This is a genomic window from Dyadobacter luticola (assembly GCF_005860805.1).
Taxonomy (GTDB): Bacteria; Bacteroidota; Bacteroidia; order Cytophagales; family Spirosomataceae; genus Dyadobacter; species Dyadobacter luticola.
Genome location: NZ_VCEJ01000002.1, coordinates 437,784 through 452,900, shown reverse-complemented (window position 1 = coordinate 452,900; position 15,117 = coordinate 437,784). Strand labels below are relative to the sequence as shown.

Here is a 15,117-nt window from a genome sequence, read left to right as displayed (position 1 = left end):
TTCAGATCGAAAGCGGCGCCAGGTCCAGCAAATCGAGCATTCGTGAGAACTCGGACTGGATCGGCGCCGCGATCATGACCGGCGCATTATTTACCGGATGCCGGAAAGCCAACTGACTGGCGTGCAGCAACATGGTATCCATATTGAGCTGCTCCTTGAAATATTTGTTCTGCTTGTTGCAGCCGTGCGGCCGGTCGCCGATGATCGGGTGCAAAATATGCGCCATGTGTTTTCTGAGCTGGTGCATCCTCCCGGTGGTCGGTTTCAGTTCCACCAAAGAATACCTTGAAGTCGGGTGTTTTCCAACTGCAAAAGGGACTTCTGCATGCTTTAATGTTCGGTAATTGGTCAATGCTTCCTGACTTGTGCCGTCTTCTTTTTTGAGCGGATAATCAATAAAACCTTCACTTTCTGTAAAACCTCTTACGACTGCATGGTAAGTCTTCTGCACATTTCCTTCCTGGAATTGCTGCTGCATTAAGCTATTAACTTCCTCATTTAAAGCAAACAACAACACGCCGCCGGTCTTACGATCAAGACGATGGACGGGATATACTTTCCGGCCGAGCTGGTCGCGTAACATTTGTACGGCAAACTGATCGGTATCGTTGGCGATGAACGACCGGTGGACCAGTAATCCGTGCGGCTTGTTGATCGCAACCAGAAATTCGTCCTGGTAAATGATGGGAAGCAGAAAATCAATCAATGCAGGCACCTAGAAGATCGCGAGGTCTTTCTCGGTTTTTGAGGTGAGTACTGCGTAGGAATTTGGTTTTATTCCTAAAAAGTATGGGAACAAGCGCAGCAGGAAATGTTTCACTTTGGTGAGATAGAAGCCTGTCGGATTGTCTTTATAGATCGGTTTAATTACCTCATCATGGTATAAATGACATATATCTTTTTCAATCTTAAAATTTTCAGATTGAAGCAAAAAGCGGAATAATGCTGGTGTATAAATGTTGATATGCCCGTAGGAAAGAAAATGTTTCAGTTTTTTATCAACATAAAAAGAAAAGTCGATCGGTACTTCGAATATCTGATATTTGGAAACCCTTTTGATTTCCCGCAGCAGAATCCGCTCATGCTCAACATGTTCGAGCACGTGTGAGCAGATAACCAAATCGAAATGATTGTCTGGATACGGGATTTTATAGCCGTCGAAAAGCAGGATATCATTCAGGTTTTTAATGTTCTTTTCTTTGATCAGCTGAATGCCGCTTTCCGAAATTTCGACGCAATTCAAATCCTTGCAAAAATCCCACTGCGACAGCCAGCTGAGGATACTGCCCTCTCCCGCCCCCACTTCCAGCACATTTTTGAAGCTGATATTTTTTGCCAGCTCCACAATGTTCAGCGCTTTATACTTCGCGCCGGTATTGCGCCAGTCGACCACACTTTGGTCGTATTGGGCTGAGTAAGATTCCTTTACATTGTCAGAAATCTGCATGGATGTAAGTTTTTAGAGGTTTCGGGCAAAAGAAATCAATTTACCCTGATTGTGCTAGTTCTTCTTGCTATATCTGATCCTGAACCGGATAATTCCCCAGAGCACGAGGTACAGGATTCCCAAAAGTAACCCTATTTCAAAGCTGAAAACCAGCGCAGTACGGTCTAGAATGCTGTCGAGCAGATTATTGATAATGACACCCGGCTCGTGAATAATATCCCAGCTGTTCATCCGGCGAACCCTACCCAGGTATACGCCAAACCCCGCGGTAGGCAGGCTCAGCAGCAGCAGAATGTTACCGAACCTTTTGGAATACACCCGCCGCCACGACCGGTGGATCCAGTAAAGCGATACCAGACCATTGAAAAGGCTCACTTCTGCATAAAAAAATAGCATGATCGTGTCATGCCAGGTCAGATCGCGTTGATAATCAACCGTAAGGTGCGCGAGGTCGGTAATCATGTAGGGTGCATTGGGCAGGAATGCCAGCCAAGTAATGCTGAGCAGTGCGAGTGCAACAGGGATGTTTTCAAAACGTTTGGTAAGACTATCGGCAAAGAATGCGATGATCAGCGGAATCCAGCTGAGGAACAGGTTCCAGTCCATCGAAAAATCGACGGGTGCATTGAAAAGGATTCTGATCAGGTGGAAAAAAACTGCGGCAAGACTTAAAATTAAAAGTAGTAAAAGCGAAAACAAGCCCTCCATGGTTACAATGGGAGGATCGGAAACGCTAAACTTATAATTTCTTATCCAATCTATTAAACGGTCCAAACAATAATCAATTTAGGTTCATGCTAGACAATTGAAAGCAGGCAAATGAAAAGCAAAAAATGCATACCACATTGATAACATTGGTTACATTACAGCAAACATTGATATAATTACAATTTGCTTCGCCTGGGTGCTGTCAAGTCTGACAAACTCTGATTGCTGGCTATGCCTGCGAGGGGTTATTCTTTTCTTCCTTTTTCGGTTTTCGTCTCTTAGGTCTTCTTGATGATTTTTCATCACCTGGCTTGGCTGCCTGGCTGACAGGCCTGCTGCCCTGGTTACTACCGGAAGGTTTACGCTTCCGATCATTGGACGGCCGCGAACGCCTCGGCTCAAACGCCGGCGCCTCTCCCAGCCCAAGATCTTGGGTAATCGCCCTTTTTTCAACCTCGGTTTCAAAAAGCCGCTCTATTTTCTGAACATATTTCTGGTCGTGCTCATTGATAAATGTGATCGCAATTCCTTTTGATTCGGCACGTGCCGTACGCCCTATACGGTGCACATAATCTTCGGGGTCGCGGGGCACATCGTAGTTGACCACGTGGCTCAGGTTATCAATATCTATACCTCTGGACAAAACATCTGTCGCAACCAGGATCGGAAACTGGCGGTTTTTGAAATCGCGCAGCACAATTTCCCGCTCGCTTTGTTCCGAATCCGAAGAAATGCCATGCGCGCCTTTTCCCAGCTTTTTCAGGGCCCGGACAATCGGCTCGACGGTTGACTTACGGGAGGTGAACAATACCATGCTGGTACTTTCGACCTGACTAAGCAAATGTATTAGCAGCGGTAATTTCTGCTCGTCCTTTGCCAGATAAAATTGCTGATCGATACGATCGGCAGGCCTTGAAACAGCCAGCCTGATCTCCTCGGGATTGTGCAGGATTCTCTTGGCAAGCTCCCCGATTTTCGACGGCATCGTAGCCGAGAACATTAATGTCTGCCTTTTGGCAGGCAAAAAGCTCATAATTTTTAAAATATCGCTTAAAAAGCCCATATCCAGCATACGGTCCGCTTCATCGAGCACCAAATGTTTGATACTCTGAAAACTGACGTACCCAAGCTGCAAATGTGCAATCAGCCTGCCGGGCGTGGCAATGATAATGTCGGCGCCCTGGGTCAATGCTTTTTTCTGCTGGTCCCACTCAGGACCTTTATTTCCACCATAAACTGCAATGCTGGTTGCACCTACAAAATAACCCAATCCCTGGATCTGCTGGTCGATCTGCACTGCCAGCTCGCGGGTTGGCACGAGGATCAACGCGCCGGTGTGCACATTGGATTCATGCGCGACTTTATCGAGGATAGGAATGAGATAGGCGGCTGTTTTACCTGTACCGGTCTGAGCGCAGGCCAGCAAGTCTTTGCCGCTCAGAATGTAAGGAATAGCTTGTTCCTGGATCGGTGTAGCCTGCTGGTAGTTCATGGAATCCACGGCGCTAAGCACGTCTTCGTGGAGTTCAAATTCGTTGAAATTCAAAATTCAGCTTTTAAAGTCTGTGAAATAGGCTTTCACAAACGTGTTATAGATAGAGCTGACTTCAATTTCCCAGTCAGCAAACCGCTTGATTTCAACAAATATAAAAAATTCAGGCCGGAATGAAAAGGCGGGGGGCAGCTGAGGGGGAATTTCGAGTGGGAAGTTGAGTCATTGATTGTCATTCTACCAATGACAATCAATGACCAAAAAATCGTATGTTACTCCGTCAACGGCTTCACCATAATGTCCTTATAAAACACGACGCTTTTAGGATCATGTGCTTGTAATGCGAAGGTGCCGGTTTTCAGGAAGCGGTTTTTCATTTCGCCTTCGCGTTTGTCTACATCTGATTCTTCGTAGTCTACCACCACTTTATCATTGATTTTGATGGTAATGTGCTTGCCTTCCACTTTGATATATTCGGTATACCATTCGTTGTCTTTCGCATAAGTTTCTTTCACATCGATGACATTATACAAGCTACCGGTGCGTTTGTAATCGGTGTGCGACTGGTTTACCTGCACTTCATAACCTTGCGAAGGCCAGCCGTCTTCCTGATAAGTTGTGTGAATAAAAATCCCTGAGTTAGAGCCAGGCTTGGTCATGACAGTCGCTTTGAACTCAAAGTTTTTGAACATGTGATTTTTTACCGGCCCATCATAAAACAAATGCGCGCGTGGGCCAGCTACCTGGATCGTACCATCGACAACCGTGAAAGAACTGGCATTTGCGCCGATTTTCCAGCCGTCAAAATTTTTGCCATTAAAAAGCGAAATCCAGCCATCCTGGGCCAATACTGAGGTTGCATTTACGGCGATTAACAATAAGATAACACCAATTGAATAGAGACCTTTTTTCATATATGATTTTGTAGTTAATAAATTTGACACCATTTCTTCCGAATGATTTAAGAATCAAAATTCGAATTCGGGCAAAAACTACTGCTGCTAAATGAAGAATCCTTACCTGTCGTTGCTCGCCACGGCCTGGCGTTATGCACGTCAGCAACGAAAACGTTACCTGCTGATTTACGCGATGTTTGTGATAGCAAATGTGGTTTTGGCAGCCAATCCGCTCATTTACGGCTGGTTTGTGGAATCGATTCAAAAAGATCCTTCGAAGGTTTTAAATAATGTATGGATTTATGGGGCGGGTTACTTTTTTTTAATGTTGGCAGAATGGGCATTTCACGGACCAGCGCGCATTATGGAGCGTAAGCTGGCCTTTGATCTCAGCAAGAATTTTCTGGACGAAATGTACCACCAGGCGCTGCACCTACCAATTAAATGGCACCAGGACCATCACAGTGGCGCGACCATCAACCGGATACGCAAAGCCTACGAAGCACTGAAAGAGTTTTTCCAAAACGGTTTCATGTTCCTGCACGCTTTTGCAAAATTTGTTTTCTCGTTTATAGCCATCGTGTGGTTTTCGCCGGTCTTTGGAGGCATCGGGGTACTGATCGGCATCATCAATGTTTGGGTTATTTTCAAATTTGACAAACCCTTTATCAAAGCGCTCGACGAAACCAACGAAAAAGAGCATGTTGTTTCTTCCACGCTTTTTGACAGCCTTTCCAACATCATTACGGTGATCACCCTGCGCCTCGAAAAGAGGATGAAGTCGAGTTTAATGGAGAAAGTGCTCGACATTTTTCCGCCTTTTAAAAGGTCGATTGTGATCAACGAGTGGAAATGGTTTGTGGCAAGTGTTTTCATCGGAATTATCTATGTGGTGGTTACTATCGGTTACGTATATCAACACTACGTGCCCGGCGAAGTCTTCCTTGTCGGCGGTCTCGTGACCTTGCTGAGCTATGTCAATCAGTTCACGAGTGTTTTCCAGGATATCGCCTGGCAATACACTGAAATTATTCGATATAACACTGAGGTTCAGACTGCAAGGTCCATCGGAGAAGCGTATCAAAATCAGCACCGGCATGATGAAGCGGAAGATCTGCCTGTCAACTGGCGCGAGATCCGCATTGAAAACCTGAATTTTTCGCACAATGACATGTATGACGACGGCCAGCGGGCGCACAGCCTGCATAGTCTTAATATAAGAATCCGCCGCGGCGATCGAATTGCATTTATCGGGGAAAGCGGAAGCGGAAAGAGCACATTGCTGGCGCTGCTGCGTGGCCTCTACCAGCCCGAAAAAAGTACTACTATCAGCGTAGATGAAAGACGGAATGCGGATATCGAAATGTTGGCAGACCAGGTAACATTGTTCCCTCAGGACCCGGAGATTTTCGAAAATACGATTTCTTACAACATTACGCTCGGCTTACCATTTGAAGAAAAAGAAATTCTGGATGTCTGCCGGATCGCGCATTTCACGGAGGTTATCGAGAAGTTACCCAGCGGGTTAGCCTCAAACATTCAGGAGAAAGGAGTGAACTTATCAGGCGGACAAAAACAAAGACTGGCGCTGACACGAGGAATTCTGGCAGCACGGGGCAGCGATATAGTTTTACTCGACGAGCCCACCAGCAGTGTCGATCCGAAAACCGAAGCGCTGATTTACGATAAGATGTTCACCGAATTCAAAGGCAAAGCCGTTATATCAACATTACATCGCCTGCATTTACTGACCAAGTTCGATTACGTGTACATTCTGCGCGATGGTCGTGTGGTGGATGAAGGGACTTTTATCGACTTGCGTGAACATAGTACGGTTTTTCAGGATTTGTGGAAACATCAGAAGGAAGCGCAGAACGGTTAATAAGTATTTCGAAGAATATTTCAAAATATCGCTACTTTAAAACGGACAAGTTCCATTCCCACAAAACATCGATTTATCCAACTTTTTGTAACCGTTTGCGGACTTACAATCGCCTAATCGTCCCGAATGACCAGTTGAGGGGTTTGAAAAAACATAGCGGGATGCAAAAACCTTGAATGTTACAAAAGAATAATACAATTTTACATTTTTAGGGAAAAGCAAAATATTCCGTAGAAAATTCTGCATGAAGTCATATTTTTTATCTTAAATTTGTCCAACTTTAATAAAATCAAAATTCCGGCCAGCAGGCGCGATTTTCAATTCTGAAAAGCGAAGACTCAAAGGCTGAATTTCATATGCTCAACTGGTTATTTGATAAGAAAAAGGATAAGAAAGTAAGTTTAGACCACATCGGTATAGATATACATTCTCATCTCATTCCTGGAATAGACGACGGCGTTGAAACGGTAGAAGAGTCCGTGGCAATGATTACCAAAATGCAAGCGCTCGGCTATACCAACATTGTGACGACTCCCCACATTATATGGGATTGCTATAAAAATACGCCGCAGATAATTCGCAAAGGTTTAGAAGAAGTACGACAAGCCATTTCCGCTGCCGGCTTGACTGTTAAAATAGACGCCGCCGCCGAATATTTCATCGACGAACACTTCAACGAATTGCTTTCTTCCGGTCAGGAATTTCTGACATTACCTGGCAAAAGATTGCTTGTGGAACTCCCCTACTCCACGCCGCTGATGAACACTTCGGAGACGCTTTTTTCCATCATTCAAAAAGGATATCAGCCCGTTCTGGCGCATCCTGAGCGATATACCTACTTTTACAATGATCCCAACGTCTACAAAAAACTGGTAGACCAGGGCTGCGAGCTGCAAGTAAACATTCTGTCATTAAGCGGCTACTACGGCGAAAACATCACAAAAATGGCCGAGTGGCTGCTGACCAATAATCTGATCACATTCCTGGGCACGGACGCGCATAAGATTCAGCATTTGGAAATGATACAGAAGAGTAATCGAAATAACTGGATCATGAAATATCCGTTTCAAAATAAAAAACTTATAGATATACCATGACGATAATTGAATTTATTCTATATTTGTAAGAGATAACTCCCACACACTTCATTGTACAATACCAAGAAAATCCTGCCAGGCGCTTCGCGAGCTCTGTCGTTTCCCAAGAACAGATTTGCAGAATATTATCCGCTGGGCCTTGAATTCATTTAAATATAACATTGAAGATCAAGTAATTAATATTTTTTTGTTTTACTCACCGTTCTACTATGAATTCGCACACCAGGTTTTTTCCAAAGTCAGCCTGTTTTTTACTCCTCATCTCTCTCGTGATAATTAAAGGAACGACTTCCTGCGTATCACCAAAGACCATTGTATATTTCCAAGGGGATACGACGAAATTTTCCACATCTCCAATCGTTCAGAATTACGTTCCGACGATTCAAAAGAATGATATGTTATCGATCATTGTGGGGAGTTTGAATGCGGAGGCGAATGAAATCTTTAATGCTCCTAACAGATATGCTTCCGCTTCTGCTAGCTATGGAACAATGGCCACTGCTGCGGTTCAACCTTTCGGCTATCTTGTTGACTCTGATGGGAACATTGAACTACCATTGATAGGGAAAGTAAAGGTTGAGGGCTTGCAAATTAAAGTCGCTGCGGATACATTGAGATCACGTTTGCAACTATACTTAAAAGAACCTTCTGTCACAATAAGAAATATCAATTTTAAGGTATCTGTACTTGGAGAAGTTCGCTCTCCGGCTGTGTACAACATCCCTGACGAAAAAATCACTCTACCTGAGGTCTTAAGCCTTGCGGGCGATTTAACAATTTACGGTCGCAGGAACAATGTTTTAATTATTCGTGAGGAAAATGGGAATCGTCAATACGCGAGAGTGGATCTGACATCACGTGATATTTTTAATTCGCCCTATTACTATTTACACAAGAATGATGTGATTTACATAGAGCCCGCAAAAGTTAAAATAAACACTACCGACAGAACACTACAGTTGGCACCTCTGGTCGTAAGTCTTATTGCGGCGCTTTCACTAGCTTTTTACCGGGTTTCAAGGTAGCATATGACATTTTTAAACTTAACGTTGCTTCTATAAAAAGGCTTTAAAATGAATAAGAGACACGAAGATATTGACGATGACTATTTTCGACCAGAGCGTTCAAAATTTGATCTAAAGGGGTATTTGCTGCGATATCTCCGTTACTGGTACCTATTTCCTATTTTTGTTGCCCTTTCTTTAATAGCTGCATTTTTATATTTGCAAATTACAAAGCCTGTCTATTTATCACAAACCTCAATTCTAATCAAGGACGAGAAAAAGGGTATCGACGCTGGTGCTTCCATTTTGGAAGAAATGACTCAATTTGGTGGTGACAAGCTTGTTGAAAATGAAATAGAGATTTTCAAAGCCGAGTCGCTAATGGGACAAGTTGCGAAGGAGCTAAATTTGGAAGTTGCATTTTTTGCAAAAGATGGATTAAGAACTGTTGACTTATATAAAAACAGTCCTATTGTTGTTAAACCTGAAATCATATCTGAATATGCATTAGAGAATTCAATGTATATTCAAATGATTGATAGTTTACATTACAAAATCAATGATGAAGAGCAAGTGTATAAGTTTGGCCAGAGATTTCGTAATCCTTGGGGACTCTTTACGGTTGAAGCAGGGACTGCATCTGAATATAAGGACATAGAGGTGCGTTTTTTTAACCTACCCACGCTCACAGCAAGTATGCTCACGCGGCTTACTGTAAGTTTAGCAAACATGAAGAGTACAGTGTTGCAATTAACTTTTGAAGATCCATCAAAACAGCGTGGTAAAGACATTTTAAACAAACTGTTGGATGTTTACGTACAATCGTCTTTGAATGATAAAAATAGCGAGGCCAGCAATACCTTAAAATTCATCGAGACACGCTTGGGCTTAATAACCGGAGAGTTAGGAGATGTAGAGCAAGATGTTGAAGCGTATAAAACATCCAAGGGACTTACTGATATAAGTGCAGAATCTCAGTTATTTCTGCAAAACATAAAAGAAAATGATTCCAAACTCAGCGAGATTAATACGCAAATCAGCATTTTAGAAAGTGTTGACAACTACATAAAGAATTCAACGGATGGTGCAACGGCTCCTGCAACATACATGATTAACGACCCTGTATTGGTTTCTCTTTTGACTAAGTATAATGATTTAATTTTGCAAAGAGAAAAATACGCAAGAACGACTCAGGCCAACAACCCCCTACTCGAAACTATTAATACACAGCTTGCGCAAACGAAGCAAGCAATTCGTGAGAATGTTCAGAATTTAAGAAGAGGAATGGATGTTACAAAGCGTAATTTAGAAGGCATCAATACAAGATTTTCTGCAGGTCTTCGCAGCATTCCTCAAAAAGAGCGAGAATATGTTGGGATAAAACGTCAACAAACCATTAAGGAAGGCTTATATTTATATCTTTTGCAAAAAAGGGAAGAAACAGCATTAGGCTACGCATCCACTGTTACTGATAGCCGTTTAATTGACGCTCCTACAACATCCATTGAACCGATTAAGCCAAAAAAACTATTTATTTGGTCAGGCGCATTGTTAGCTGGATTTGCAATTCCCGTACTATTAATAAATCTTATTTTCCTCTTAAATAACACTATTCAAAGTAAAGATGACATTGAAAAGATCAGCGGTATATCTGTGCTGGGAGAAATAGGTACGCTTAAAGTCGATCCAGGTCAGGACGCGATCATCTCTATTACCAGCCGATCTGCGGTTGCAGAACAATTTCGAGCTTTAAGAACGAATTTACAGTATCTTGGAGATGGCAGATGTCGGGTGCTCATGTTTACTTCATCCATTGGGGGTGAAGGGAAAAGTTTTGTAAGTGTCAATTTGGCGGCAAGTTTAGCATATTCTGATAAGCGCGTAATTCTAGTGGGTCTTGATTTACGAAAACCAACATTACATGAACGCTTAAACATTCCAAATAGTAAAGGTGTAACTAACTATTTAATCGGTCACGGAGATGTGTCAAGTTTAATTCAATCAACTGGTGTCCATCCCAAATTTGACGTTATAACCAGCGGACCTATTCCACCCAATCCTTCGGAACTTTTGGGAAACGGTAGATTGCCTATACTTATCAAAGAACTTCGTGAAGAATATGACTATATTTTGATTGATTCACCGCCATATGGTTTAGTTACCGACGCATCAATTATTAGCGACTACGTTGATGCCAGTTTATATCTAGTTAGATTTAACTATACTCTACTTGATCATATTACAAGAATCGCCGAACTTAATAGGACAAAGCGTTTTGCTAACCTTTCCGTAATTTTCAATGGAGTTAATTACGGTACTGGGTACGGGTATGGCTATGGGTATGGCGGTTACGGTTATGGTTATTATTCAGAAGATGAGAAACCTAAACGCAAAGGAGTGGGGGAGAAAATCAAAAAGTTAGTAGGGATGAGCTGACAACCATTTGTTAATTTGTCTACTTTTCTCACTAATACAATAAATTTAAATACACTCAATACTCAACGACATATGAAAACTTATCTTAAGTTAACTCCTTATCTTCCCACTCAAATGGAAACTGCCTTCAAGTGGGCTCGATTTTACTTCAATAATTCGACATTCATTTTAAGAATGATTTTGTTGCCTACCATTTTTCAAGAAACGCGTTTATCAATTAGCGTAATTTGCGCGCCTATAAGGCATTGTTAAATACAGCTATAAAGGCTTTTGTCATTGACCTTTGACTTGTAAATAAGTGTTCCTAAACAATGAACATTTATCTAGTGTCGATGGCGCAGCTTCTCTATTTTTAGCACTACCTTTCAACGCTAACTAGTTGCATGCATTATGAAATCTATTGCGATTATACCCCTACGAAGAGGTTCAAAAGGAATTCCAGGAAAAAATAAAAAGAAACTTTTGGGAAGGCCTTTGTATCAATGGGTGCTAGGCGAAGCCATTAAAAGCGATTTGGACGAAGTTTATGTTTTTTCGGACGACTTCGAAATTAAAGAGCGTATCGAATTAGATTATCAGTGGGCACCAAAAGTTAAATATTGGACGAGAAGTGTAGAATCAGCAACGGACACTGCGTCTACGGAAAGCGGAATGCTAGAACTGGCCGAAGGTTTAAATTACGAATTCGACATCATCTGCCTTCTTCAAGCAACTTCACCTATCACTGAATTTAGTGATATTAATAATGTTTTGCAAAGTGTCACATCTGGCGCATCAGATTCGGCGCTAACTGTTGTTAGTGCAAAACGTTTCATTTGGTCTCATGATGGCAAAAGTATAAACTATGATTATCTTAACCGACCGAGACGGCAGGATTTTGAAGGTTTACTGATTGAAAATGGTGCAGTCTACGCTACGAACAAGCAACAATATTTGAAGACAAAAAATCGGCTAGGCGATAAGATTGCTACGATAGAAATGCCCGAAGAATCCCTGACCGAAATTGATGAGCCGTCGGATTGGCCTATTGTCGAACAATTACTTGTAGGTCGCCTGCTTAAACGTAAAAAATCAGGGTCAAAAGTTAAATATCTCTTTCTTGATGTGGACGGAGTATTCACGGAGGGTAACGTGCTTACCGGTCCCGAAGGTGAAATTGCCAAGTCATTTAGTTTGCGCGACGGAATGGGCTTTGAAATAGCTCGTGAAATAGGTCTCGAAATTTTTGTAATGACCTCCGAGAATAGTCCTATCGTCGACCGCCGAATTGAAAAATTGCGTATTAAAAATTACTTCAAAGGCGTAAAGGATAAGTATTCTTTAATGCAATTTCTGATCGGCAAATTGAATATTTCTGAAAGTGAAATAGGCTATGTAGGTGATGACATTAATGACCTGGCAGCGATGCTGGCAGCAAGCTGGAGTTTTGCTCCGGCCAATGCATTGGATATCGTCAAGCAATATGCTGACTTTGTATTGCACGCTTCGGGTGGAAATAAAGCTATCCGTGAAGCGATCGAAATAATTCAGAAATTAAACAATCGCATATAATTTACTCAAACGTATAATTAATTTAAACCAAAAAATAAAACAATGGAAAGGCCTAAGATTATAGCTGAGATTGGATGCAATCACAAAGGGGATATGGAAATCGCTAAGGAGCTAATTAAAGTAGCGAAGATATTTTGCAAAGCCGACGTAGCTAAGTTTCAGAAAAGAAACAACAGAGAACTTTTGACTGAGGATCAATACAATGCGCCCCACCCAAATCCGGCAAATGCGTACGGAGATACTTACGGTGCACACCGTGAATTTCTTGAGTTTACAGCAGATCAACACAAAGAATTGAAAGACTTTTGTGATGATTTGGGTATCATTTATTCAACATCAGTATGGGATCTGACATCGGCAAAAGAAATTGCACCGCTGAATCCTGACTTAATCAAAATTCCTTCTGCGTGTAACAACAATTACGAAATGCTGGGTTGGTTGGCAGATAATTATCAGGGAGAGATTCACGTCTCAACGGGAATGACAACTAAGGATGAAATTGAAGATTTGGTTGAATTTTTCGTGACAAAAGGCCGTAATAAAGATCTCGTAGTTTATAGCTGCACATCAGGATATCCTGTGCCTTTTGAAGATGTTTGTCTACTTGAAATCCAGACTTTAAAAGAAAAATATGGTGAGAAAGTAAAGGCGATTGGTTTCTCCGGACATCATTTGGGTATAGCTATCGATGTGGCTGCGCTTACATTAGGAGCTGAATGGATTGAAAGACATTATACCCTTGACAGAACCTGGAAGGGTACTGACCACTCTGCTTCGTTAGAACCAGACGGTTTAAGAAGACTTGTCCGCGATTTGGACGCAACTTCAAAAGCATTGAGTTACAAGAAGAAAGAAGTTTTGGATATTGAAGATGTCCAAAGAGAAAAATTAAAATATAGAAAGCAGGAAAAAAGTAATAACTAATTTGAGTTCAATGTATACAAGTTATGGATTACCAGTATTTATAAAGTTGGTAGTCCATAACTCTGGAAGGTAGAGTAATGGAATTTACAAAATCAACGCCAATCACCTGTGGCTGCTGAAAATAACAAGCGAATAGCGAAAAATACATTTTTTCTGTATATCAGGATGCTTCTCACCATGGGTGTTTCGCTGTACACAGTAAGGGTTGTTTTGAAGACAATGGGTGTTGTTGATTACGGAATTTATAACGTGGTAGGTAGCATTGTTACCATGTTTTCATTTCTAAGTAACACGATGTCTTCGGCCTCCCAGCGTTTTTTTGCTTTTGAAATCGGCCAAGGGAATCGTGACCAACTAAAAAGAACATTTAGTACTACCATGACTATCTATTTATTGATAGCTCTGGTGATACTACTTTTTGCTGAAACAGTTGGCCTTTGGTTTTTGAATAACAAGTTGGCGATTCCTGCTGACAGAATGGAGGCTGCGCATTGGGTTTATCAATTTTCAATTTTATCGTTGATGATGACCATGTTCACAGTACCTTACAACGCCGCGATTATCGCGCATGAAAACATGAAGGTATATGCTTATGTGAGTATTATCGAAGTGTTACTAAAGCTCGCAATCGTTTATTTGCTGGTATTGTTTTCATTTGATAAGTTGGAATTGTATGGAATTCTAACTTTTTCCGTAACCTGCATTGTTACCTTGATTTATCGCACGTATTGTCAACGGCGGTTTGAAGAATGCCGATTTTTATTTTATTGGGACAAGCAACTTTTCAATAAAATACTAAGCTATTCAGGCTGGAATTTATTTGGTGCATTGTCCAGCGTTGGAAAAAATCACGGCGTAAACATTCTCATTAACATCTTTTTTGGTCCTGCAGTAAATGCTGCGCGGGGTGTTGCCTATCAGGTACAATCCGTTGTTCTCAATTTCGGAAACAACTTTTTCACAGCAGTTCGTCCACAGATTATCAAGTCGTACGCCTCTGACAAACATGAGGAAATGACTCAATTGGTCTTTCAAAGCACAAAATTCTCCTTTTACCTACTATTTCTTCTCTCATTACCTATCCTTCTGGAAGCTCGATTTGTCCTGGGCTTATGGCTTGAAGAGGTTCCCGCTTATTCCGTCACTTTTATTCGATTAATTGTAATTGACACATTATTAGAATTGCTGGTTAACCCCATTGTTACACTTAATCAAGCGACTGGCAAAGTAAAATGGTATCAGATCGTAGTAGGGGGCACTCGCTTATTATGTCTGCCGATTGCATACCTGTTTCTGAGGTTAGGTTTTGGTGCCGAAATTGTATTTTACATTCTTATTAGCAATACGGTGGTATGCAACATGCTGAGAGTAATAATGATAAAGCGTGCAGTTGAATTTAGTATAGCAAACTATGTTCGGGAAGTCGTTTTAGTGCTTGCGCTGGTCTCTATAATTTCATACATAATTCCCAAACTCATTCAGGAATATTTGATTGGAAGATCACCGATTGAATCACTTCTAATGTTATTCATTTCAAGTAGCTGTTGCATGTTAACAATTGCAGTTTTTGGATTACGTAAGGAAGAACGTACATACGTGATATCAATAGTATCGACCAAACTAAGGAAAAGAACGAAGGTTCTTGTCTGAAGTTGCCCTGACACATTTGCCATTTAGAGG

At 41.6% G+C, this 15,117-nt stretch carries 12 protein-coding genes; 7 read left to right on the top strand and 5 right to left on the bottom strand.

What is annotated here, in order from left to right; genetic code table 11:
- Position 1 precedes the first annotated feature (1 nt).
- The 5 genes from FEN17_RS01825 to FEN17_RS01805 form a co-directional block, all read right to left on the bottom strand.
- Complete coding sequence (locus FEN17_RS01825; RefSeq protein ID WP_229208647.1) at positions 2–715, bottom strand: pseudouridine synthase; 714 nt, start codon at positions 713–715, stop codon at positions 2–4.
- Entirely contained in the window at positions 716–1,447 is a 732-nt protein-coding gene (locus FEN17_RS01820; RefSeq protein WP_138363608.1) for a class I SAM-dependent methyltransferase, read from the bottom strand. It lies immediately after the preceding gene.
- 54 nt (positions 1,448–1,501) lie between these two features.
- Positions 1,502–2,155 (bottom strand): DUF1361 domain-containing protein, encoded by a 654-nt coding sequence (locus FEN17_RS01815; protein WP_138363607.1) that lies wholly within the window; start codon positions 2,153–2,155, stop codon positions 1,502–1,504.
- Between the two features lie 229 nt (positions 2,156–2,384).
- Positions 2,385–3,701: a DEAD/DEAH box helicase gene (locus FEN17_RS01810; protein WP_138363606.1), complete on the bottom strand. Its 1,317-nt coding sequence runs from the start codon at positions 3,699–3,701 to the stop codon at positions 2,385–2,387.
- Between the two features lie 218 nt (positions 3,702–3,919).
- On the bottom strand, positions 3,920–4,561 hold the full coding sequence (locus FEN17_RS01805) for a 3-keto-disaccharide hydrolase (protein WP_138363605.1): 642 nt from the start codon (positions 4,559–4,561) through the stop codon (positions 3,920–3,922).
- Between the two features lie 91 nt (positions 4,562–4,652).
- Here FEN17_RS01805 and FEN17_RS01800 point away from each other — a divergent pair, with 91 nt between their 5' ends.
- The 7 genes from FEN17_RS01800 (at position 4,653) to FEN17_RS01770 (ending at position 15,087) form a co-directional block, all read left to right on the top strand.
- Positions 4,653–6,425, top strand: a complete 1,773-nt coding sequence (locus tag FEN17_RS01800; RefSeq protein ID WP_138363604.1) for an ABC transporter ATP-binding protein — start codon at positions 4,653–4,655, stop codon at positions 6,423–6,425.
- A 356-nt stretch (positions 6,426–6,781) separates the two neighbouring features.
- Positions 6,782–7,522, top strand: a complete 741-nt coding sequence (locus FEN17_RS01795) for a tyrosine-protein phosphatase (RefSeq protein ID WP_138363603.1) — start codon at positions 6,782–6,784, stop codon at positions 7,520–7,522.
- 209 nt (positions 7,523–7,731) lie between these two features.
- The gene (locus FEN17_RS01790; protein WP_138363602.1) at positions 7,732–8,547 is read left to right on the top strand and encodes a polysaccharide biosynthesis/export family protein; all 816 of its coding nucleotides are present in this window, start codon (positions 7,732–7,734) and stop codon (positions 8,545–8,547) included.
- 48 nt (positions 8,548–8,595) lie between these two features.
- Entirely contained in the window at positions 8,596–10,962 is a 2,367-nt protein-coding gene (locus FEN17_RS01785) for a GumC family protein (protein ID WP_138363601.1), read from the top strand.
- Positions 10,963–11,352: 390 nt separating this feature from the next.
- Positions 11,353–12,513, top strand: coding sequence for an acylneuraminate cytidylyltransferase (locus FEN17_RS01780; protein WP_138363600.1), 1,161 nt, complete (start codon positions 11,353–11,355; stop codon positions 12,511–12,513).
- A 42-nt stretch (positions 12,514–12,555) separates the two neighbouring features.
- The gene (locus FEN17_RS01775) at positions 12,556–13,437 is read left to right on the top strand and encodes an N-acetylneuraminate synthase family protein (protein ID WP_138363599.1); all 882 of its coding nucleotides are present in this window, start codon (positions 12,556–12,558) and stop codon (positions 13,435–13,437) included.
- Between the two features lie 108 nt (positions 13,438–13,545).
- A complete protein-coding gene (locus FEN17_RS01770; RefSeq protein WP_205748085.1) occupies positions 13,546–15,087 on the top strand; it encodes a lipopolysaccharide biosynthesis protein in 1,542 nt (513 codons plus the stop codon).
- Positions 15,088–15,117 lie beyond the last annotated feature (30 nt).